Source organism: Vallitalea sediminicola, from assembly GCF_054408565.1.
In genome coordinates this window covers 69999-92686 of sequence record NZ_BTPT01000025.1, presented here as the reverse complement: position 1 = coordinate 92686, position 22688 = coordinate 69999, and the positions used below count along the sequence as shown (strand labels likewise).

Sequence of the window (22688 nt, the reverse complement as noted above, 5' to 3'; positions counted from 1 at the left end):
AATCACCTTTTCTAGTAGTAGTAATATAATCATTAATATTAAATTAATATAATGAAGTCAAAATCATTTATTAATTCAATATTATACTACAATAGGCTAAAAAACAAAAGGTGAAATGAACTTTTATACTAATACGTTATAGTTAACTGTGGACTATTTGTATCTTCTCTACTATCAAAAACAATAATATCACCTGATATAGTTTCATCTTTGAAGTATAATGTTATTACTTTATCACCTTGTAATTCACTATTAACAAATTGAGTTACATCAAAAGTATACCATTTGTTTGATTCATCAATATTTAATGTAGTAATTTTCGTAGTCACAGCAGGTTTATTATTATAAGATATACTACTTTCATTCCATGAATCATCTATTACAGCATAAATAGATACTGGTACAACTCCTGTTACTTTAGTTGGATATATTTTCAGTTCAACACTTTTAGCATCTAAACTAACATTAGTCATATCGAATTTCATGATTGTTTCTCTATTATTATTATTAGAATCACCTTTAACTCTTAGTGCTACCGTACCATAATTTTGATCCCCATATTTACCATCTCTAACATAAGTATCTTCAGTAGGATTCAATGTTACCTGTGCAGGAGTTTGACCACTTCCAGAACCTTTTACTAATTCTACTTCTATGTTCTTACCGTCTACACAATCAAATTCAATTGTTGTCTCGTTATTAGAAGCTATAATTCTAGCATCATCAGATGGATTCTTAAGCTGCCATTCTCCTCTTAATGTAAGAGTTGCTATATTCTCAGTACTTGGTACTCTTATGGCATCAGAAGTTATTTCTTTATGTTTATTGAATTTCGGTAATCTAAGGTCTGGATCACTCATACTAAGTATTATTTCATCTTCATTAAGATCTTTAGTCATTACCATACAAGGCACACTTACATTTTTCAAATGTCCATGATTAATAATATCATTTTGATTCATTATTGCATATCCAGTAATACTTAAGGATGAATCAGTAACAATATGTGCATCGCTGTCTTTTTGTAGCACTTGATATGATGGATTACTTATAAATGTTTCCATCTGCTCGGGAGTAACTCCTAATTTTATTGCATATTCATAACTACTTCCATTAGGACTTGTCCCATGATTAATCCAAGCTGTTGTGTAATTCCCTGATGTATCTAATGAATCTCTATTATCTCTAGAATTTTGAACTCCTCTTTGTATTACAAGGCCACTTGCATCTGGTAGATAATATCCATTATTGTACGGGTCAATTAGCCAAGCTGAATTATTGGTAGTTACTTCTTCTGAATAAGTGTCGCTAATAATCTCGTTATTAGAATTATACCAAAATGGCATTGTACTAGTATTCATATAAGATTGGAATAATGTTGTTTCAGTTGAATTAATACTATCGTCATTTTCTATGTCTGAACCTAAACATACTATCTTATCTCCTAAGAAGAAGACTGATTTATTAGCTCTAAAACTTGTGTCATCATGAATATCATGTAATTTCATTCCGAAAACACCATATTGATTTTGTAACGTACTTCCACCTACAAAAGTTTGATCACTAAATCTTCTATGATTTGCATGACTACCAGTAAATATAAGTTCTGATAAAGGTAAATGCTTTGTAGTTGCACCTGGCCATCTATTCCAATCCCAACCATTATCCAGATTATATCCACTTTCTATTGTACCTATTGGATTACCGCTACCATTGATTTGAATACTTCCATATGACTGATATTTACCATATACATTTTCTTTTAACTGAGTTAAAGTCTGAGGATCAAATTTGTTAGATGATTCAAAATCCCATACATATTGGCTATATCCTTTTACTGCTACCATAGCTTCGCCTTGTCTATTAATTGCTAACCCTGAATATGGATACATCCATGTACCTTGTGGTGTATTTTCAGCTTGATAACCACTTTCAGATAATTCAACTGCCAATTGTAATCCACCCATAGTATTTAAGTAATGAACAGAATACGTATTAGCTAATGGAAATAATCCTTCTTTTAAATATGAAGAATCTGGTTTCCATAATTTCATGAAAGCTGATGCCATCTCTTCATCAATACCATTAGAAGAAAGTGCCATGTACGCATATGCTGGAACAAGTTTTGCAACTACTCCAGTAACATCTGGTAATCTACCACTAGCCCCTGCTGGTACATTATATTCATTTGCATAGATACGTGCATTTAATAGAGAATTCTTAATATTATTAGTACTCATTTCTGTTAGAGCAAAATTTGTATCACTTAACAAATAAGCAATTAATGATGCCATATGAATACCATTAACACCATAAGCAGAAAGATAAGTACCTCTATGATGATATAATGAATAATCACTCTTAATTGTATCAGAATATCCTGGTGCAATTGTAAGCGCTATATTATAATAATTGACTAACCCTTTCATATAATGTACCTTCTCTGGAGTATCTTCCATGATAAGTACATATAATAGGTTATACATGAATTTTGTTCTTAATTCATCTGAAGTTACTTCTTCTTGGTCTATATCTTCTTCAAATGTTTTACCAAAAATAGTTTGCCAAAAAATTGTAGCTCTTTCTCTTTCAAGCCTATTAGTTGCTGCTAATTCATCTTTCATCAAATAAATAGCATGGAAATACCCATTATGTTTATTTGTTTCATGGTCCATTGTTCCAAGTCCGCTACCATATGCCCAACCTTGGTCATTCATATAATCTAACGTATCCAAGAATTTATCTTTACTTGAAACATTTCCATTTATTTTATAATCATACACTAACGGTAATAAAACAGCTCTACTTACATCTACACCAAATTTCATTAAATGTGGATCACGAGATGAAAAAAGTGGTTCTCCTGTAATTCTGCCATCAGGATGTTTTACAATACTTAATTTATCATATGCTTGTAATCCCTCTGTTATAAATTGTTGTAAAGCATTATTTCTAATACTTAATGGCTCTTTAGTCAAATCAATATTTTCACCAAATATCCATTTTTCATATTTTGCTTCGATATCATTAAAATCATTAATTTGTTCCTGAGTAATCTCTGTCTCTTCTGGCAAAGATGGTGTCAACCCACTATAATAATAAGCCATATCCCAATACATAGCTGTTTCAATATCTGATACACCTACCTTATGCATTTGATAATCTGCACTACGACTTTTTGGCATTTCGTTAACAAATTCAACAATGTCAAAATACAGACTTCCTGCTTCACTAGGTGCAACTATATCCATGATTTCTACTGAATCATTGTCATTTCCACTATAATCTGGGTTATCCCCTTCTTGTCTAAACTTAACCCATACTGCTCTCCATCCTTTAAAATTAATATTTACATCAAATTTATAATGAGGATTATCCACATCTAAAGTAGACACTACCCCAAATTTAAAAGTAACCTTATCATCAATTGGATTTTCATTATATATCCATATTTTCATTCCACCTCTGCTCTTAGCTCCTGCTTCGCAAAGATATAACGGATTATCTACCCTTAATTTTGAATCCGATACAAAATTCCATAGAAGTGAATTAGTCCCATGTTTATAATGATTATTTGTTACTTCAACAAAACCCCCATTAACCGTTTGCCAATTAACTGGAACATTGGCATTTTCAAAATCTTCACATCTTGAATAATCATCATCTGCTGCCATTACCTTTATTGGCTCGCTATATGCTAATGTACCTACCAACATAATTAAAGCCATAAAAACTCCTACCATTTTCTTCATATAATTTTCCTCCCAAGCCTATAATTTTTATGTATCTATATGTGGAATAAACTGTGGAAATAGATAATTTGCAAATATAGATTTAATCACTTAATATTTTTATGTTCCTCCTTTCTACTTATCCATTTCTAAATACAGTTCACATATAAGCTAAGTAACAAATAACTGTATAACCTTCCCCATAAACAATTAATATGTATTTGTTTCTATTAAAAAATAATTATTTTATATTGAAATATTTATATTTAATATTAGAACCTCGCTTTATTCAAGTAGTATTATATACTTTCAGAAATATTTTACACAACCATAAAATATTAATATTGTTGTTACATCTTAATATCTTATAATTATATAACAATATTAAAATTTTGATATATGGTCGAATTTGAGCAATTACATTCCTGTGATTTTACTCTAATAGTACTTTTATATAAATACTATATTAAGAATATATATTATTTATCATCTTGACATCTACATAAAAGTATATTATACTACATTACATCAGTAATGCAGTATGGAGGTGAAAATAGTATGAAATTGTCCCAGGATAGTTTAAAGCCTATATATATACAAATTGCAGAAGGTATAGAAGATGATATTCTCAATGGTATACTCAGGGAAAACAAACAATCTTACTCTCAATATCAAATTGCCAAACAATTCTGTATTAACCCTGCAACTGCCGCTAAAGGTATTAATTTATTGGTTAATGAAGGAATCTTATATAAGAAAAGAGGTATGGGTATGCATGTATCAGTAGGTGCTAAAAAAATGATTCAAACCAAAAGAAAAGAACTATTCTATTCAACTATGTTAAAGAGTCTTCTTATCGAAGCAAAGAAATTAGGTATTAGTAAAGATGAAATCAAAGTAAAAATGGATAGTATTAATTTATAAATATAAATTTTAAAAATAAGGAGGTTATATTAATGCCTATTATTAATTGTAATAACTTAACAAAAAAGTATGAAAGCAAACTGGCACTTGATAATGTTACTTTTTCTATTGATGAAAATAAGATTATTGGATTAATCGGTAGAAATGGTGCCGGAAAATCTACGTTACTAAAAACTTGTGCTGGCTATATTAAACCATCCAGTGGAAGTATTACTCTTTGGGATGAACCAATATTTGATAATCTTAATGTTTTATCTAGATTGATCTTCATTGATGAAGAAATTCAATATGACACTACATTAAAATTAAAGGATATTTTAACACTAGCAAAGGTTTATTATGAAAATTGGGATGAAAAATTAGCTCTTAATTTATTGCATTACTTTGAACTTAATAGTAAATTAAAATATGCTAAACTATCTAGAGGTATGAAAACACAATTTAATATTATCATGGGAATCTGTAGTCATATGCCTATTACATTATTTGATGAACCTACTCTTGGTCTTGATGCTGCTGTTAGAAAAGAATTCTATAATATATTATTAAAAGATTTCATTAATTATCCTAGAACAATAATCATATCTAGTCATATGCTACACGAATTAGAAAACTTATTAGAAGAAATAATTATAATAAAAGAAGGAAAGTTTCTATTACAAAAACCCATTGAGGTTATTCAAAATTATGGAATCACTCTAAATGGTTCTAGAGAAACTATAACATCATTTATTAGAAATCATAAAATTCTTTATAAAAATGAATTAGGTGATAGCATAACAGTTGGAATAGAAAATACTATATCTGATAAAGATATTAAGTATTTGAAAGAAAAAGGTATTTTAATAAATAAAATAAACACTGAAGATGCTTGTATATATTTAACCAGCCATGGAAAGGAAGGTGAGTTTGATGGTTTCATCAGCTAAACGTTCTTTGAAAGGATTTCTATTAAATTCATTTATTGATTTTAAGCTTACCGCACTAATTGGAATATTAGTAACTTTTGGAATTACAATAATCAACCATATTATATTATTGTCTTCCCTTAATTCAACTGCTGATACAGTTTGGCAGTGTAATACAGTTGGAGTTCTTACATATGGTTATATATCTATGGTTATCACATTTTGCATTGCCATATTTGTTACTACTAATAACACTGAATTTGGTAGATCATTTGTTTTTCCATTAAATAGAAATCTATATGCTATAGGCAATTTTCTATTTATTGTAATTGGTTCATACGTTTTAATGGTACTCACATGTGCTCTTCAAATAGTTGAAATAATTATTAATATAATTTCAGGCAAACTATTTGATAACTTTTACACGATCCCACTCATTAATGTAAAATCATTTTTACCTGGTTTTTTCATTTCACTTAGTTATATGATATTTATTGTATCATTTATATATTTTTTATCTATGTTTTTTCATAAATATAAATTAGTTACGTCTATTGTAATACCTTTACTAATTGCAACAATATATTTTTCTCCTGACATAAAAATTATATCAATGGATATGTATTCATCAATTTTTCATGACCCATCACTAGGATATCTTCTGCTAAAATTATGGGTACTAACGTTAATTTTTCATATAATTGCCTACATACCATTAAAAATTAGGGAGGTTATAAAATGAGAAATAAAATTATTGGTTTATTTCTACTATCATTACTTATCATATGTATGCTAGCAGGACTTATTTCATATAGTAATAAAGATTTAACTAGTTCACTTAAAAAATATGATATAGATACTAACAATACTTTTTACATTAATGCTAATAATTGTAATTATTACCCTATTAAATGGGATAATGATTATGTTGAGGTATATTCAACAACCCTATTTAATGTTATTTATAAAAATAAACCTTATACTATTGGCTGTGATGATAACAAACTTAATTTAGAAAAAACTATTTGTAATAGAATTTCTTTTTTAGGTATATCAACTTGGTCATCCTTAAAACACATAACTAAATATATAACCAATGATACTCAAGTATTGTCTAAAAGAATCGATTTTATAATATACTATCCTAAAAATATTGATATTAAGTTTACTGGCAACAAAACAGAACTCAAGTTTTAATTTTTGAAATAATAAATGTTTCATAAAAAAAGACTGTCTCATATTATAATATTAAACTTATTATGAGACAGCCTTATACAATTATGGCAATAAATCTAATACGCTTTATTTAATATATCAACAACTGCTTCTTTACTTACATTTCTAGAATTAACTATAGCAGCTCCATCATTTATAGCATTTTCAACTATTTTCTCAAAATCATCTTTTGAAACTTTCACGTCTCTAAGGCGAGTAGGTAATCCTCCTACTTCATTTAATTTATCTAACATATTTCTGATTTCTTCAATACAACTTTTCCCACGATCTTTAATTGGGATTTTAGATGTTTCATCTATACCAATAAAACATTGTAAAAGTTCACCATAAAGATTACCAACAGCATCATAGTTATATTCCATACAGTAAGGAAGTAAAATAGACATTGCATATCCATGGGGTACATGACAGACTCCACCAATTGCATGACCTATAGCATGAACAATACCAACCATAGAATTAGAGAAAGCTGTACCAGCCATATATGATGCATTAGCTAAAGCAAGCCTAGCATCTTCATCTTTACCATCAATTACTGCTTTTATTAGATTGTCGCAAATGAATTTTATAGCTCTTATAGCAAACACATCACTTATTGGATTCTTTTGTTTACATGTATATGCTTCAATAGCATGAACTAAAGCATCAAAACCAGTTGCAGCTGTTAATTTTGGTGGTAGTGTCAATGTCATTCTCGGATCCAGTATAGCTACATCTGGTACTAAATTATATGAGATAAATTCCATTTTTACATTTTTTAATTTATCAGCTATTACCGCTACTAAAGTTGCTTCTGAACCTGTTCCTGAAGTAGTTGGTATCATAATCGACGGTACAGTTTTTCTTTGTATAATCCCAAGTCCCATTATATCTAATAAATTATTTGCTCCCGACGATAGTGTCAGATTAACTCCTTTGGAAGTATCTAGAACCGAACCGCCTCCAAGTGCTATCAAGCAATCGCATTCATTATCTCTATATATACTAGCAATAGCATTACACACTTCTACACTAGAATCAGCTGGTACATCATCATATATAAGAGGCTTATCTATATCCCCTTCTTTTAAGGCTTTTAATAATATATTTACATGACCAAATTTAACTAGCATCTTATCAGTAATAATAAGCGGGTTCTTACACATCATATTATTAAGTTCATAAGCTATATGATCAATAGCATTTTTCCCTGAAAGTAATTTCCCACGATTTTGATATTCAAAATACTCTGAATTCATATTCTCTCTCCTCCTCCCTATTTTAACCCGAATATGGCAGCTATATATATGCTACATGTATTAGAATTCAAACTAGGTTTCTCAACAATAATCTTTTTCCAAATGAATTTTGGAAATAAGTAACATTCACATATATAAAACATTCTAACTATTTTTAAAGTTTGAAATATATCACCTTTCACAATCATTCTATTCTGGGCATATGCCTTATCAAGCCCAATCTGCCCTGTAAATATTTCATATACTATATTTGTATATTTGAAGATTATTCTAATATCAGTTTTCATATCATCTTGATATTTCTTTTTCAATAAACTGTTTCCCTGTTTGACAAAACAGATTTTAGGTCCATTCTTATAAGTATCAATTACAATTGTGTAACCATCTTTCCATTTAATGATTTCTTCACGCGCATTTTTATCCATTCTGACTGTTGCTTGCAAACCTCTTCCTATAAACTTAGCTACAAACCAAATAATAATTTTTTTAATCCAAACCACCTCCCAAATTAATTTTTTAATGAAAATATGAATAACACTCAGATATAGAAATTTACAATAGAATAAAAAAAACATATAGTTGAAAAAAAGTTAGGTTTTATTTCAAATATATGTTTAATATGTATATTAATATGCGATTTTTTATAAGCAATATGTTCGGACGTCTATTCCTCTTAAGATTACCATATAATGGATTGTATGTCAATTAGCTATGTACTTTTCTATCTTATACTTATTAATGTTCTGCGATAAATACAAAACTTGCCAAAGGACTAAGCATACCCTCTTTTTTATAATTCTCAAGCATTACACATTGAGATTTTATCAGATTTTTCATCTTCTTTGGTATCTCGTCTATATCATCTACTTCATCTATAACATTATTTAACACATAATCAACTTCCCATTTACCATCTTGTAAATCTTTTGTATAAACTGATTCTGTTTGTATTACATTCCAACTGGATTTATTCATTAGTTCTGCAACATCATTTTTAGTAAATAATGTTCTTATATTAGATACACTACCTTTTTTAAATATTTCTAATTGAGCTTGTATCATAACCGCTAATAAATGAGCATATTGTTTCATATCTACAATAGATACATTACTTTCTGCGAAACATAACTTCCTGCCATAATTTTTTATCTTCTTGAATACCTTCAATAGTTCTTCCTGTGAATTAAAGTACCAGGAACAATGAGATAAAACTATTACATCATACTCTTCTTCCATTAGAATATCATCCAATAATATATCAACTTCAAAATCAATAGATATACGAGAACCTAGTTCAGACTCCAGTAAATATCTAGTTGAATCACCTACTGTTATAGGCCTACCATAAGTAGGACTTGCAATATCAATACCATGTACATGACCGGTATCGCCAACATAATGAGCTAATACTGCAGTAGTATCCCCTTGACCACATCCTATTTCAAGAACTTTATCTCCTTCTTTTATACCCATTGATTCTACTAATTTTATTCTATGTTCTGTTTGCACTTTTTGAATATCAGGATATATTTTTGTTACAGCCATACAATTAAGAATCTTATTTAATATATTATCTGCCATGAATACCTCCAATAAAATTATTATTTCTCTACTTGCTTATATGCTTAGTTGTTTCCCTAATTACTACAGAAACCGGCATTACTATTGAATTTGGAACTTCTATATTCCCTTCGATACATCCTATTAGTAACTTGGATGTTTCTACCCCTTTAGTATATATATCTTGTCGAACTGTGGTTAATGCAGGGATTGTATAATTAGAAAAGCTTAAATCGTCAAATCCAATAATAGAAATATCATCAGGTACATTCTTACCGAACTGGTGTAAAGTCTTTATTACACCATAAGCCATGATATCTGCTACAATAAATAGGGCTGTAACATCTTTATAATCTTTTATAAGACGATACCCAATATTGATACCACCTTTAATAGATACCTCTTCTTCGATGATAGGACAATTTTTAATATCTATCCCTTCTTGAGTTATTGCACTAGCAAATCCTTTATACCTTTGTTTATTTACTGGAGAATAATCAAGTATTGCTGTACCTATTGCAATATTAGTATGTCCAAGAGATAATAAATGTTTTGTAGCAAGGTATGCCCCAAATTCATCATCGATACCTACATTGATTACATCTTTTCTTTCATGATCATAAGAGTCTGTAGTTACAATGGGAACTTCAAGGGTGTAGACTTTATCCCAAAAGTCCTCTTCATAACCACCCAATATAGCAATACCATCAATCATTCTTTTATTTGTCAATTCAATGGCTTGTTCAGCAGAACTAATACATGCGATTAAAATATCATAACCCAACATCCTTGCACTATATTCTATTCCACTAATAATCTCACTATAATAAGGATTCTCTTTCAATATAGTGCCAGGAATATTATTCTCATAAACCTGAGGTATAAAAATCCCAATAAGATTAGATTTTCCTTTTGATAAAGTTCTTGCTGTCATATCCATTCTATAATTGAGTTTTTTAACAGCTGAAATTACTTTATTTCTCGTTGCTTCTGTTGTCTTATGATCATTGTGGTTCAATACATTGGAGACTGTTGCTACAGAAACACCTGCATACTTTGCCACATCTCTCATAGTTATCTTTGCCATTGCCATTCATCACCTTTATCTTAGATATTTTTTATTATAACGTTAAATATACTCTATAGCAATAGTTAATCGGTATACTCTATACTATCTTAATATATAAACAATTGATACTATAACAATTACAAATAATTTAACCGATTAACCTTGCTATTTTACTGCTTTTGTTTTATAATAATAGGGATATTTTAGAAAGGGTGTACATTATGAAGTTACAAAAAAAGCTATTCATACTTATTCTATGTATAACTATTTCATTAACTTGTTGTGGAAATTCTTCACTATCCAAAGATTGGTTTGATGATGCAGTTATCTATGAAGTTAACTTAAGACAATACACCAAAGATGGCACAATATCCGCTTTCAGAGAACACTTACCTCGCTTAAAAGAATTAGGAGTAGAAATCCTATGGTTTATGCCAATTTATCCAATCTCAGAAGTAAAACGTAACGGCACCTTAGGTTCATACTATTCTGTACAAGATTACAAAGCAGTCAACTCAGAATTTGGTACTTTTCAAGAATTTAAAGACCTAGTAGAAGAATGTCATGAAATGGACTTCAAAGTTATTTTGGACTGGGTGCCTAATCACACTGGATGGGATAATCAGTGGATCTATGACCACCCTGAATGGTATACACAAGTTAATGGTCAAATCATTCATCCTGCTGGTACCAATTGGACAGATGTTGCTGACTTAAATTATGACAATCTGGAAATGCAGGATGCAATGATTGATGCTCTTAGCTATTGGGTTACAGAAGCAGATATTGATGGCTATCGTTGTGACGTGGCTGGAAGAGTTCCTGTAGATTTCTGGGCAAAAGCAATTACAGCATTAAATTCAATAAAGCCTATGTTTATGTTAGCTGAAGATGGAAGCAATATGAGTCTTCTGTCAAATGGTTTTAAAGCAAATTACGGATGGTCCTTATTTGGAACTATAAACAACTCATCCGGGGGAAATGGATATGCATCCACCATTAAAAGAGAACTTCTAAAAATACCAGTGATTTATCCAGATGGTACATTACCCATGAACTTTATAACCAATCATGATGAAAATTCATGGAATGGTACAACTGCTGAACGATTAGGTGATAGTGTAGATGCTATGAATGTACTAATATTTACTGCACCAGGAATTCCTCTTATATATTCAGGTCAGGAAGCATCACTTAATAAACGTCTTGAATTCTTTGAAAAGGATGAGATTGATTGGTCTGATTTGTCAAAGCAAGATTTTTACAAAAAGCTTATAAACCTAAAAAAAGAAAATCCAGCACTTTGGTACAATAACACCCAAGGTAAAATGACTTTTCTAAATACCTCAAACAATCATGTATTGATTTACATAAGACAAAAGGACGACAATACTGTTATAACAGTTATAAACCTATCAAACGAGACTGTTAATACCACCTGTGATTTTGGAGATTATGCAGGTGAATATATAGAATATTTTAGTAATGAAAAAACTTCATTGTCAACACAATATTCTATTGACATAGCACCATTCTCCTTCTTAGTTTTTACCAAGTAATAATTAATCCCAAATGATTCATTACTAGCTATTTGGACTTCATTTGTGTTCTTTAAAAAAAGGGCAGCCTATTTCATTCACTAGGCTGCCCTTTATTGACTATTTCAATCTATTCTCAAATATTTTCACATTTCCTGCAGTTACTTCAAACGTACCTGTATCTTTATACTTGGTAGTATTTTTCCCTTCCATCGCATCAAATAAGATTTTAATTGCAATATCTCCCCAAGTAAAATTTCTCTGTGCAACTGCACAAGTTATTATTTCATCAACTACATCTTGTTTTAGAGCTTGTATGTAATCAATAGTGACTATTTTCTTATCTACCTTATATTTTCTTACGTACTCAGCATACCTTTTACCCCAATCATTGTTGGTTGAATAGAACAAATCTACATCTGGATATTTATTCAACATATCTTTAATAATTTTTTCTGTATCCGCTTTGTTAGGTATACTTGGTACAGGAACTTTAATTACTTCAATATCAGAAGTTGCAACTACTTCTTGTTCAAATCCCTTACCCCTATCAATAATGGAACTAATATGAATATCATTCCATTCTCCAAGTATTACTTTTCCCTTACCACCTAATAATTTTACTACAACCTCTCCTGCTTTTTTACCAGCATTGACTCCATTTGTTTCAATAAGTGCTTCATAATCAACACTCTCAAGAGGAGAGTTGAGAAGTACAACTTTTATTCCTCTACCGATAGCTGTATTAAGCTGTTCTTTTATTTTTGGAGTATCGATAGGACTAATGATAATACCATTATAGTTAGCACTTAAAATATTGTCTAATATCTCTTCCATCTCTTTTTTGCCATTTTCTCGTGTTTTTGGTGCAAAGAAATCAACATGAGCATTGTATAAACTTGCAGTTTTTTTAGTTTCTTTAACAGTTGAATTCCAGAATTCACAATCCAAATCATAGACTAAAGCAAATTTCACTTTATTTTCTTCTTGATTATCTATTTTTATTTTCTCAAAATCATTATTTATACCTTGAACTTGTTTATAAAGTTTTGTAGATATATCTTTTACGACATTAGTAGTATTAGACTGTGATAATGTTAAAGAAGCCAATTCTTCAGTAGTAGCAGTTGATTCTTCTATTACTGAAGCCATATTTTCAATAGCCGCAGCAAAATTATCTTTGGACTCATCCAATTCCATAAATGCATTTCCAAATTTTGTTTGCCTATTAATGAATGTGTCTATAAAATTATTAATGGAATTAAAAGATTCAATAACTGTGTTTACTGCTTGATTCTCTTCTTCAAAAACACTTTGTGACTGATCAACGATAGTCTTCAGATAATTGAGTTCTTCTGTTATATTTATTATCATTTCATTAATGTTAGCACTAGCTTCCCTACTTTGATTAGATAATCCTCTTACTTCATCAGCAACCACTGCAAAGCCTTTTCCAGCTTCTCCAGCTCTAGCAGCTTCAATAGCTGCATTTAAAGCTAATAGATTAGTTTGGTCAGCTATATCATATAGTACATCTGTTATGTTTTTAATGTTAGAAGTTTTTTCAACCAACTGGTATATTTCTTCTATTATTTTATTAATGACTTCTTGATTTTTCTTGCTATGCTCAGAAAGATTTTTAACTGTTATATTACCTTGTCTACTTGTTTCATACATTTTATCCGCTTCATCTATAAGCTCTTTTGACATGCTGTTTAACATATTCAATTTATTAGTCAATTCTTCGGTTAGGTTTACACATGAATCAATATCATTTGTTTGATTTACTGAACCACTTGCTATGTATTCAGATGCTTGAGAAATATTATTTGAAGTATCTATTATATTGTTAAGAACTTGATCTAACTGATGTGCAATATTATAAACATCTCTAAACTGCTCATCAAATTGCAGGAAATAATTTTTTAGGTTATTGTAAATAACCCTAACATTTGTTTCAATAATCCCATCGTCATCTAATTCATCTTCAAAATTCCAATCAAGTATTTTATTTGTCAAAGAATCATCTTTTTCTTTTACTTTGAATACGAACTTTCCAGTAATAATAACCCCTGCAAAAGTCCAAACAAAAAGTATAACATAAATAAATAACGGTGTGTCAACGTGAAATACACTTAATATTATTAGCATAGTTATTGGTATTAAGTGTATGACGTACGCAATAAGCCACTTGATTTTACCATTCATAAATCTCCATCTCCCTATAATGTAATATGTACAGCACATTGAAAATAGTAATAAACATTTGTACTTTATGTCAAACAAAGTTATTATTTAACAGCTATATTGCATAAAATTTTATCATATCAATGTTGTTCTGTCAAATAATTGAATATTAAATTTCTTTTGTTTTTAATGTCTTTATTCTAGTCATACATATATATTGATCTTAAACATTTATACACCCATTTCAATCCCATAAACTTTGAATTCCATACTCCATTCATACTTATCGCTTTTGTCATTTTCTTCTTCATTCTTTATATCATACTTATTATCAATAGCTATAATACCATTTTCGTCTAATACCCCACTGTCACATATAGTCCCTCTGTGTCCTCCTACATCCAAGAATAAGTCTAACGTTTCAATTTGCTTAGTGATTTCATCATGTCTTATAGTCCATGTTATTTTATTATTTTCTTTATCCCTATCTACCGCCAAACCAAATGTACCATCAATATCTGCGATATCTTCTTTGGTATCCTCTAATTCTATTGTACCTATTACTTTTTCTTTTTCCTTAATTATCAATTCTACCTTTATTTTATAATTCTTATCAATCTTGTAATAAAAACTGTGACTAAAATCATCGTTGTAAGTTAGTGATATAGTATTACTCGTAATCATATAACACCTATTATCTTCATGTGAATATTTCTTAACTTTCGTATTTTTACATGCTACAACTAAAATAATAATCATTAGTAATACTACTGTAAAATATTTATTTATTTTTGTCATCTATTCTATCCTCACTATTTTATAATAAATAATTAATTAATTTAAAACAAGACAAACCATAAAAGAAATCAAAATAGTACTATACTTGCTTAATAATATCCATATAAATCCCCAAATCAATTGATAACATTCATAATACTAATAACATGAACATCCTCTGAATAAGATGATTATTATGAATACTATTAAACTCAATATGAGTAAAGCTTTTCCAAAATTATTTATACTTGTATTATTCCAAACAAAAGCCAACATTACTACTACTATTATATTAACTATAGGTATAGCTAACAATATTAGTATTATTATCCATTCACCCAAGGTTACATCTTCAGTTCCATTATATACTGCTGAATTCCCGATAGAACTGCTGGAATTAATAGTATCCTCCCTTTTTTTGGCATCCTTCAATGAACTATTACAAATTGCACAATAAATTGCAGACGAACTATTAATTTCACCACAGTTTTTTCATATTTTATGCCCCATATTCTCACCCCATTATAATTAATAATTCATCAAAAAATCCAATCAATCATTACAATAAGCAAAGGTATTATTAAAAACAGAAGTATTAATATCCATAATAAAATTCGTCTTTTGCTACTAGATTTCTTATCTAATTCTTGTAATTGTTCATCTTCATAAGAATTACTATCTTCACTCATATTCTCTATTTCAATATCCCTATTATCTACCTCTTCATCACTTGAATAATCAATAATTTCTTTTGCTTTGGTTAATGCATCAACAGGTACATAGATATCTACTCCTTGATAATTAATACCTGTAGCTACCTGCAGATATTCTCCTGAACCTTTACTCTTATGAAATGTAGGTATGTCATAAGATTCTAATAATGATATTAGGATATTTGCTTCGTTAACTGATCCTACGTTTAATAAAAATTCAAAATTTTGATATTCAACTTTTTCTTTATCTAATTGATCTACGAGTTTAACATTACACTCTTTACACACCTTTACATTATCTTCATATTCACTTTTACACTTTGGACACCAAGCCATTCTTTTCACTCTCCATCTTATATTTAATACTTATTTTAATAGTATCATTATTTATGCGCAGTCATTAACTTGGAATATATGCTTGATAAATTTGTATCACTTTACCGTTCATTAGAACAAAGGTATAATCATCTTCAAAATCAGAATTTATTTCTTGATTTGCTTTGTCAATTAAATCATCCAAAGTACAATTAACTAATCCAATTGTTCCAGTAAAATATACTTGACAATCATTAGATATTTCTATTGTTATTACTTCACTTTCTGTATCATTTAAATAATACCCTGTTTTACCAATTTTAGCTTTAGCATCTTCTTTACTATAACCTTTTTCCTCTATTAGCATATTTATAGCATCCTTGCCATATAATATTTCATTTGGTCTAATATGTAATTTAATTATCTGGTCCTTTACTTCAATGCCTTTAACAACACCTGATAATATATCAATGTTAGGTTGATTAAATATAATATTTTCAACCCTATTGAGATTACTTTCTAAATCTAAGATTTCCTGCTCTATTTCATGCTCATCTAATTCATTAATTTGATCCTCTATACCTATTATATTCTCATTTACATCATCTTTATTGTTACTCATAGTTAATTTTATATTTTCTTCAATATCGTTAAATCTATTTTGAAGAACATTTATCTTATTAGTAATGTTAACTACGCATAGTATTAAGCCTATATTAATTATTAATAAAACACTTATCACAAAATACTTTTTCTTCATAATAAATCCCTCTCAATTACTTAAAATTTTTTTCTATTCCTGTTATTTCTCCATTTTTATAATAGTAGATAAATGCACCTTGATCTTTTATTTTAACAAAGATTCTCTTTTCATTATCTTCGCTTGGATTTGATAACACAGTCATTTCAATAATATCTTCATCATCAATTTTTTGTACATTGGTAAGATACTCACTCAATATACATTCTTGCTTTGTTCTTGTTAAATATGACTTAGGATAAATCATAGTCATAATACCTATTATTATGATTCCAATAATATTTGCAAAAATCATTGCTGTTCTGTCATCTCTTTTATAAACATATCTAAGATTAGTGATAAATGTCATAACTATAAATATATAATTAATTGAAATCATCATTCTTTCATTAATAATCTTGATTGAATAAAATAGTATAATATACAATACTATGAAAAATGAAAAATATAAATAAGTACTTTTCTTGGTTTTTTTCTCTAACAATGCTATTATAAATCCAACTATGATACAGTAAATATTGATGAATATAAAATCGTTTATATAATCAGTTTCTTCATATAGACCATATTCAATTATAATAATAGCTGGAATCAATATAAATATTATACCTAATATCTTTCTATGATTCTCAAATATTTTTAACCTAATTAGGATACAGCTAATTAAAATTACTCCGAACAAAATTATTACAAGTAAGTCCATAATTACTCTCCTAAATCTATTTCAGAAATCTTTATTCCATCCACTTCTATTACTTGTAAATCATTTGACTCAAACCAGAATATATCACCTATTGAATCACATACAGCTATAGTTTTAACCGTTCCCTCTTCTTCATGCGGGAACAAGTTACCCCCAAAGAAGCTTGGACGAACAGCTTTATATGCTCCCAGTCCAGTTCCTAATACTATATATTTTTTATATGTATTTCTATCTCTAACAATAATCATAATAACATCTCCTATAATAAATATTTATTTAACAATTAAATAGTAATGTTGGCTAATATTTTTTACTTCTGCATAGTATAATCTGCCAAAACTTTTGCTTTCATCGATTTCTACAGAATAATTACAGATAGGTAATAAATTGTATTCTATAACCCCTGTTTCCTCATATAATTCTCCTAAATTCAAGTGTCAGACATAATCATTCAAAATCCCTATATAATAAACTTGGTTGTATACCCTTGTTATTTTGGTATTTTCCACTTGTATATTTATCATAATCACCATCAATAGTGTGATAATATATTTGACAGACTTCTACTTCTGGATAAATTCAATTGTTCTTCATTATATGGTTCTATAAAAATATCTTTTCCTAATCTGCTGCTTATTTTCTGTCCAGATAATATCATACTATTCTTCTCCTTTATATACAGTACTATTATAAATAAATATAGTATATCACAAAATAATTACCACATATATAGGAATTATTTAATATCACTATTCTTATATATTAAGACTTGAAATCCAATAAACTATAGTAGATACAAGGATATTTAACTATCCATATATTATCCTTCCTATATTCCCGATTAACTCAAATATAATATCAATCAATTTTAGGCTGATTGATACTATATAATAATAACCATATTTCTATTTCATATCAGGCTGTTTTCTATGTTTAGTACCTTGTTCGTAAGCATATGCCGTTTTTATTAATATACCCTCACTAAACTTAGTACTAGTTATTGTCAATCCAACCGGTTCACCAGATTCTCTATATCCTGCTGGCACAGTGATTGCTGGATAGCCTGCTATAGGGTAAATACCAGATAGATAATTATTAAGAGATATTAAAACATCTACCTTATTATCTTCTAGTGCTTCATCTATTGCTGAACTGGTATTTAATCTATTATGTGATAAAAATTCAATATTTTCTTCTTCTGTCATAGTAATATCTCTTGCTTTTTCAATAAAATATTGACCATAGTAAGCTCTGTTTTCTAAATCTCTGTTATTAAATCCTGTTATTTCTTCTATAGCCTTAACAGGAGCATTATCCCCTATTTCATTTAAGTATTTTTCTACTCCAGTTTTATATTCATAAGCCATTATATCTACATGCTCATCTACTTTAAAAGCTTTTTCATCTAGTTCAATATTTTTTACATCCGCTCCCAGATTAATCAATTCATCTTTGATTCTATTAATGTTGTCATTATCATCATTACGATAACTAGAAGTTACTTCTTTATTTGTTACTATTCCTATACTCATACCTTGCAAACCATTTCCAACCAAATATTTTGAATAATCAGTTTTACTTGGTGCATCACTAGTAGCAATATCATTTTCATCTTTTCCTACTAATTCACCTAATAAAATAGCAGCATCTTTGACTGTTCGTGCAATAGGACCCGCTGTATCTAAGTCAATGGCAAGAGGAATAATTCTATCTCTACTCCAAAGACCTACGGTAGGTTTGATTCCTACTACGCAGTTTTGACTAGAGGGAGATATAATTGATCCTGCTGTTTCGGTACCAATAGCTAATGCTGCAAAATTAGCAGAAACTCCTGCTCCTGAACCAGAACTAGACCCTCCAACATCAAAATTACCATAAGGATTATGAGTTTGTCCTCCAAGCGCAGAATAACCATTCGATGAATCGATACTCATAAAATTAGCCCATTCGCTTAGATTAGCCTTTCCTAAAATGATTGCTCCTGCTTCCCTGAGTTTTTTAACAATATAAGCATCTCTATCACTAGATGAATCTTCTAAAACTTTGGCTCCAGCAGTATTATTAAGTCTATCCCCAGTTCCAATATTATCTTTCAATAATACTGGAATACCCTGTAAATTACCAAGCTTCACACCATTATTTTTCTTTTCATCCATTTCTCTAGCAATAATTATAGCATCTGGATTCAGTTGTAGAACCGTATTCAATTTATTATTATCCATTTCTTTAATTCTTTTAATATAGAATAATGTTAGTTCTTCATAAGTTAAATCTCCTGATTCAACACTTTTTTGTATCGATGTAATATCTGATTCAACAACTAATTTTTCAATCATTTTGTATCTTTTATCATCTAATTTATCTAGACTTGTATCAAATGCGGAAAAATCAAGAGATCTTTTTGCTGTGGTTTTAATATCTTTTTCTTGTTTCTCTACTTGCTTTTTTGATTGATTATTAGAATTTGATATCTTTTTAATTTGTGTATAGAGAATAACTGCTGCAACTGCTGCAAAACTAATTACTACTGCCATAATTGTCTTTAACGATTTCATAGTAACCTCCTGGTTATAAGCTTATTATTTCTTACTATTATTATCTCTTTTTTACAATAACGTATGCAAATAATTGTTGGCTCTATATCTATTCTTAAATTCAACGTATGTATAATGCTTTATAATAAGTATAATTACTTTAGCCAACTTCAATATCGTAATGATCTGTTTGATTATATTTTACTATTTTATATTCATCATCCATTATCTCAACTTCATTAAGACAAGTTGAATACATGAAATGATCTTCAAACAATTTTTCCAATGGTCTATTCTCAAAAAAACTCATAACAACTTTCAGTACTAGAGCATGAGCCACTATTAAAATATCTTTACCTTTATTGCTCTCAGCAATATCCAGAACTGTTCCTACGACCCTTTTTTTAAATTCACTGAAGCTTTCTCCTGGAAACTCTTTTACTAAGTGAGGTTTGTTCCAAAAAGTATCATACATCTCTTCATTATCTTCTTTTATCACTTCAAAAGTTTTACCTTCCCATATACCCAGGTTCATTTCCTTCAAGCCATCCATCTTGATTACTTCTATATTTCTATTACCAGCTATTATTTTTGCAGTATTATAGGCTCTACCACTGGAACTTGAATAAATCACATCAATATCAGTGTTCTTTAGATATTTACCTAGTTTTGTTGCTTGCATAATGCCTTTCTGTGTTAAATTGGAATCTCTACTACCTTGAACTTTTTTTATAAGATTCCATTCAGTTTCTCCATGTCTTGTTAAATATAATCTTGTCATTTTTTCCTCCAAATATTATTACATGCTAATTTATAAATAGGTACTAAGAACAATTTTTCATAAGATATCTAAATTATTTACTTACACTAAATTTATATCTTATGTAACCAATGTTGTCTTGATATTCAAATAAATTAAAATTGCCCTTCAAAATTTGATATATTTCCTTGAGAGTTTCATGTGACTTAGTTTTTTGATAAGAAAAAACTATAGTTCCCATATTCTCATTATTCAACACATCACGTCGAAAATCTCCTAATCTAGGTTTCATTACTTCTTTCCTTGTAAGAGTAATTAATTCCTTAACTTTTTCATCTTTTATATCCTTAACATCTTCCTTAATGAATTCTAAATCCACATAATTACCAGAATAAGGATTCGGAAACATTAAGTACGCATAGGTAATGATTTTCAAATAATCATTTGGATAGTATAAAAGGGTATAATTCTCATCACTCTTAATAGAACCCTCAGGATTAATCTTCACTCCTGTATTAACTGCGAATGTTGGTAATCCAACTTCACCTGCCCATCTAACAGCTATATCTTCTGTATCCGGATAATCAACAGAACCTTTAAATGGTATTTTATCTTTATAGATACGATACAGTATTGAAGCTATTACTTTTCTATCTATTTCTACCGTAAGCTCATCTTCCATTATATAACCATCTTTAACTAACCTATCAATCCTAAGCATTCTCTCTTGATGTGTATCCAAAAATGGAATCTGTTCACCATCACTACTAACAACTTTGCCTTCATTTAAATATTTATCTGAATCTTCATAAAGAGCTTCATATAAACACAGCATAAATCCTTCATTAGAATGCGCAAATACATGATCAAAAGAAGAATTCATAAGTCCATCTACATATTGACGTGCTTTTGAAAGAATAGGCTCACTCAATTTAACATAGACATCCTCATTTTCTTCAAAACTATTTTGTATATCTTCAGCAAAAACAGTTGATGTCATTAACATAAAAACAAATACTAAACTAATTATTGTAGTTGTCTTTTTCATTTATACTTCCCTCCGTAACAAACTAACTCAATTACTATTTTCTTGAATCATATTTTTTATAACTTGTTCCAACTTATTATCAACAGCTATTTCACCCTCAACCCCTTCAACGTGCATATTATATTTTTGATTCTGCCAATAATATGCTTTAATGGTTTTACCATCCTTATAAAATTTCAATTCATAATTAGCTTGGGGTCTTTTTGGTGTAATCTCTGTATCGATTTTACCATTATTTATTGTATTGATAATCTTAAATAGCTTCTGTTTTTTTGTAACCAAAACCTCTTCACCATTTTCATGTTTTTGTTCTTTTTCATTATATGTTATAGTAATAATCCCTATCTTTTCTGCTCCTGAAATTCCGTTCAGCATATTAATCCTAGATGGAACATTCAATAAGCAAAGAACTGCAATAACTATCATTAAAACAATTGGTATATTTAATAATTTCTTATTTAACTTCATCTTTTTCTCCTATATGAATATTTATCATTCTAGTATATTAATTAATAATTTTATTACTTGAGTAGACATATATAACCTATAACATTATACCATTAATTGCTAAGGTTAACAATTTATTATCTTTTTATATTTGGTTGGTTTAATTTCATATGTTAAAAGTAATACTTTCCTATAAAAATATAAGATACTAATGAAATAATATATCATTAGTATCTTACA

At 28.9% G+C, this 22688-nt stretch carries 22 protein-coding genes; 6 read left to right on the top strand and 16 right to left on the bottom strand.

Annotation, left to right across the window (positions count from 1 at the left end):
• Nucleotides 1-128: 128 nt before the first annotated feature.
• Nucleotides 129-3752, bottom strand: coding sequence for a chondroitinase family polysaccharide lyase (locus ACX6CF_RS11125; RefSeq protein ID WP_458785398.1), 3624 nt, complete (start codon nucleotides 3750-3752; stop codon nucleotides 129-131).
• 537 nt (nucleotides 3753-4289) lie between these two features.
• On the opposite strand from ACX6CF_RS11125, the gene ACX6CF_RS11120 reads away from it, so the two are divergent.
• From ACX6CF_RS11120 to ACX6CF_RS11105, 4 genes are read left to right on the top strand one after another with little or no spacing between them, the layout of a single operon-like run.
• Complete coding sequence (locus tag ACX6CF_RS11120; RefSeq protein WP_458785397.1) at nucleotides 4290-4655, top strand: GntR family transcriptional regulator; 366 nt, start codon at nucleotides 4290-4292, stop codon at nucleotides 4653-4655.
• Nucleotides 4656-4687: 32 nt separating this feature from the next.
• Nucleotides 4688-5584 carry an ATP-binding cassette domain-containing protein gene (locus ACX6CF_RS11115; RefSeq protein ID WP_458785396.1) on the top strand — a complete coding sequence of 299 codons (897 nt, stop codon included), beginning with the start codon at nucleotides 4688-4690 and terminating at the stop codon, nucleotides 5582-5584.
• Nucleotides 5568-6305, top strand: a complete 738-nt coding sequence (locus ACX6CF_RS11110) for a hypothetical protein (RefSeq protein ID WP_458785395.1) — start codon at nucleotides 5568-5570, stop codon at nucleotides 6303-6305. Before ACX6CF_RS11115 ends, ACX6CF_RS11110 begins: the two co-directional genes overlap by 17 nt.
• The gene (locus tag ACX6CF_RS11105; RefSeq protein WP_458785394.1) at nucleotides 6302-6760 is read left to right on the top strand and encodes a hypothetical protein; all 459 of its coding nucleotides are present in this window, start codon (nucleotides 6302-6304) and stop codon (nucleotides 6758-6760) included. Before ACX6CF_RS11110 ends, ACX6CF_RS11105 begins: the two co-directional genes overlap by 4 nt.
• A gap of 95 nt (nucleotides 6761-6855) precedes the next feature.
• Here the strand turns inward: ACX6CF_RS11105 and ACX6CF_RS11100 are convergent, their stop codons facing one another.
• The 4 genes from ACX6CF_RS11100 to ACX6CF_RS11085 form a co-directional block, all read right to left on the bottom strand.
• A complete protein-coding gene (locus ACX6CF_RS11100) occupies nucleotides 6856-8037 on the bottom strand; it encodes an iron-containing alcohol dehydrogenase (RefSeq protein WP_458785393.1) in 1182 nt (393 codons plus the stop codon).
• 17 nt (nucleotides 8038-8054) lie between these two features.
• Complete coding sequence (locus tag ACX6CF_RS11095) at nucleotides 8055-8480, bottom strand: hypothetical protein (RefSeq protein ID WP_458785392.1); 426 nt, start codon at nucleotides 8478-8480, stop codon at nucleotides 8055-8057.
• Nucleotides 8481-8772: 292 nt separating this feature from the next.
• Nucleotides 8773-9618, bottom strand: a complete 846-nt coding sequence (locus tag ACX6CF_RS11090) for an SAM-dependent methyltransferase (protein ID WP_458785391.1) — start codon at nucleotides 9616-9618, stop codon at nucleotides 8773-8775.
• Between the two features lie 28 nt (nucleotides 9619-9646).
• The gene (locus ACX6CF_RS11085; protein WP_458785390.1) at nucleotides 9647-10684 is read right to left on the bottom strand and encodes a LacI family DNA-binding transcriptional regulator; all 1038 of its coding nucleotides are present in this window, start codon (nucleotides 10682-10684) and stop codon (nucleotides 9647-9649) included.
• A 203-nt stretch (nucleotides 10685-10887) separates the two neighbouring features.
• Between ACX6CF_RS11085 and ACX6CF_RS11080 the strand changes: the two genes are divergently transcribed.
• Entirely contained in the window at nucleotides 10888-12225 is a 1338-nt protein-coding gene (locus ACX6CF_RS11080) for an alpha-amylase family glycosyl hydrolase (protein WP_458785389.1), read from the top strand.
• A gap of 99 nt (nucleotides 12226-12324) precedes the next feature.
• Here ACX6CF_RS11080 and ACX6CF_RS11075 read toward each other — a convergent pair whose 3' ends face one another.
• Both ACX6CF_RS11075 and ACX6CF_RS11070 read right to left on the bottom strand, forming a co-directional pair.
• Nucleotides 12325-14412 (bottom strand): methyl-accepting chemotaxis protein, encoded by a 2088-nt coding sequence (locus ACX6CF_RS11075; protein WP_458785388.1) that lies wholly within the window; start codon nucleotides 14410-14412, stop codon nucleotides 12325-12327.
• Nucleotides 14413-14622: 210 nt separating this feature from the next.
• Complete coding sequence (locus tag ACX6CF_RS11070) at nucleotides 14623-15189, bottom strand: hypothetical protein (protein ID WP_458785387.1); 567 nt, start codon at nucleotides 15187-15189, stop codon at nucleotides 14623-14625.
• A gap of 175 nt (nucleotides 15190-15364) precedes the next feature.
• Here ACX6CF_RS11070 and ACX6CF_RS11065 point away from each other — a divergent pair, with 175 nt between their 5' ends.
• Nucleotides 15365-15625 (top strand): hypothetical protein, encoded by a 261-nt coding sequence (locus ACX6CF_RS11065; RefSeq protein ID WP_458785386.1) that lies wholly within the window; start codon nucleotides 15365-15367, stop codon nucleotides 15623-15625.
• 82 nt (nucleotides 15626-15707) lie between these two features.
• Here ACX6CF_RS11065 and ACX6CF_RS11060 read toward each other — a convergent pair whose 3' ends face one another.
• The 9 genes from ACX6CF_RS11060 to ACX6CF_RS11020 form a co-directional block, all read right to left on the bottom strand.
• Nucleotides 15708-16217 carry a putative signal transducing protein gene (locus ACX6CF_RS11060; RefSeq protein WP_458785385.1) on the bottom strand — a complete coding sequence of 170 codons (510 nt, stop codon included), beginning with the start codon at nucleotides 16215-16217 and terminating at the stop codon, nucleotides 15708-15710.
• Nucleotides 16218-16281: 64 nt separating this feature from the next.
• On the bottom strand, nucleotides 16282-16956 hold the full coding sequence (locus tag ACX6CF_RS11055) for a hypothetical protein (protein WP_458785384.1): 675 nt from the start codon (nucleotides 16954-16956) through the stop codon (nucleotides 16282-16284).
• Nucleotides 16957-16972: 16 nt separating this feature from the next.
• Nucleotides 16973-17659, bottom strand: a complete 687-nt coding sequence (locus ACX6CF_RS11050) for a hypothetical protein (protein ID WP_458785383.1) — start codon at nucleotides 17657-17659, stop codon at nucleotides 16973-16975.
• Nucleotides 17660-17661: 2 nt separating this feature from the next.
• Complete coding sequence (locus ACX6CF_RS11045) at nucleotides 17662-17907, bottom strand: hypothetical protein (RefSeq protein ID WP_458785382.1); 246 nt, start codon at nucleotides 17905-17907, stop codon at nucleotides 17662-17664.
• 284 nt (nucleotides 17908-18191) lie between these two features.
• Nucleotides 18192-18317: a hypothetical protein gene (locus ACX6CF_RS11040; protein ID WP_458785381.1), complete on the bottom strand. Its 126-nt coding sequence runs from the start codon at nucleotides 18315-18317 to the stop codon at nucleotides 18192-18194.
• Nucleotides 18318-18564: 247 nt separating this feature from the next.
• On the bottom strand, nucleotides 18565-20214 hold the full coding sequence (locus ACX6CF_RS11035) for an amidase family protein (protein WP_458785380.1): 1650 nt from the start codon (nucleotides 20212-20214) through the stop codon (nucleotides 18565-18567).
• A gap of 139 nt (nucleotides 20215-20353) precedes the next feature.
• Nucleotides 20354-20974 carry a histidine phosphatase family protein gene (locus ACX6CF_RS11030; RefSeq protein ID WP_458785379.1) on the bottom strand — a complete coding sequence of 207 codons (621 nt, stop codon included), beginning with the start codon at nucleotides 20972-20974 and terminating at the stop codon, nucleotides 20354-20356.
• A gap of 73 nt (nucleotides 20975-21047) precedes the next feature.
• Entirely contained in the window at nucleotides 21048-22001 is a 954-nt protein-coding gene (locus ACX6CF_RS11025; protein WP_458785378.1) for a hypothetical protein, read from the bottom strand.
• 27 nt (nucleotides 22002-22028) lie between these two features.
• A complete protein-coding gene (locus ACX6CF_RS11020) occupies nucleotides 22029-22469 on the bottom strand; it encodes a hypothetical protein (RefSeq protein ID WP_458785377.1) in 441 nt (146 codons plus the stop codon).
• Nucleotides 22470-22688 lie beyond the last annotated feature (219 nt).

Coding starts and splice junctions, on each gene's coding strand:
- ACX6CF_RS11125 (WP_458785398.1), bottom strand. CDS start 3,752: ATGAAGAAAATGGTAGGAGTTTTTATGGCTTTAATTATGTTGGTAGGT.
- ACX6CF_RS11120 (WP_458785397.1), top strand. CDS start 4,290: ATGAAATTGTCCCAGGATAGTTTAAAGCCTATATATATACAAATTGCA.
- ACX6CF_RS11115 (WP_458785396.1), top strand. CDS start 4,688: ATGCCTATTATTAATTGTAATAACTTAACAAAAAAGTATGAAAGCAAA.
- ACX6CF_RS11110 (WP_458785395.1), top strand. CDS start 5,568: ATGGTTTCATCAGCTAAACGTTCTTTGAAAGGATTTCTATTAAATTCA.
- ACX6CF_RS11105 (WP_458785394.1), top strand. CDS start 6,302: ATGAGAAATAAAATTATTGGTTTATTTCTACTATCATTACTTATCATA.
- ACX6CF_RS11100 (WP_458785393.1), bottom strand. CDS start 8,037: ATGAATTCAGAGTATTTTGAATATCAAAATCGTGGGAAATTACTTTCA.
- ACX6CF_RS11090 (WP_458785391.1), bottom strand. CDS start 9,618: ATGGCAGATAATATATTAAATAAGATTCTTAATTGTATGGCTGTAACA.
- ACX6CF_RS11085 (WP_458785390.1), bottom strand. CDS start 10,684: ATGGCAAAGATAACTATGAGAGATGTGGCAAAGTATGCAGGTGTTTCT.
- ACX6CF_RS11080 (WP_458785389.1), top strand. CDS start 10,888: ATGAAGTTACAAAAAAAGCTATTCATACTTATTCTATGTATAACTATT.
- ACX6CF_RS11075 (WP_458785388.1), bottom strand. CDS start 14,412: ATGAATGGTAAAATCAAGTGGCTTATTGCGTACGTCATACACTTAATA.
- ACX6CF_RS11070 (WP_458785387.1), bottom strand. CDS start 15,189: ATGACAAAAATAAATAAATATTTTACAGTAGTATTACTAATGATTATT.
- ACX6CF_RS11065 (WP_458785386.1), top strand. CDS start 15,365: ATGAATACTATTAAACTCAATATGAGTAAAGCTTTTCCAAAATTATTT.
- ACX6CF_RS11060 (WP_458785385.1), bottom strand. CDS start 16,217: ATGGCTTGGTGTCCAAAGTGTAAAAGTGAATATGAAGATAATGTAAAG.
- ACX6CF_RS11055 (WP_458785384.1), bottom strand. CDS start 16,956: ATGAAGAAAAAGTATTTTGTGATAAGTGTTTTATTAATAATTAATATA.
- ACX6CF_RS11050 (WP_458785383.1), bottom strand. CDS start 17,659: ATGGACTTACTTGTAATAATTTTGTTCGGAGTAATTTTAATTAGCTGT.
- ACX6CF_RS11045 (WP_458785382.1), bottom strand. CDS start 17,907: ATGATTATTGTTAGAGATAGAAATACATATAAAAAATATATAGTATTA.
- ACX6CF_RS11040 (WP_458785381.1), bottom strand. CDS start 18,317: ATGATATTATCTGGACAGAAAATAAGCAGCAGATTAGGAAAAGATATT.
- ACX6CF_RS11035 (WP_458785380.1), bottom strand. CDS start 20,214: ATGAAATCGTTAAAGACAATTATGGCAGTAGTAATTAGTTTTGCAGCA.
- ACX6CF_RS11030 (WP_458785379.1), bottom strand. CDS start 20,974: ATGACAAGATTATATTTAACAAGACATGGAGAAACTGAATGGAATCTT.
- ACX6CF_RS11025 (WP_458785378.1), bottom strand. CDS start 22,001: ATGAAAAAGACAACTACAATAATTAGTTTAGTATTTGTTTTTATGTTA.
- ACX6CF_RS11020 (WP_458785377.1), bottom strand. CDS start 22,469: ATGAAGTTAAATAAGAAATTATTAAATATACCAATTGTTTTAATGATA.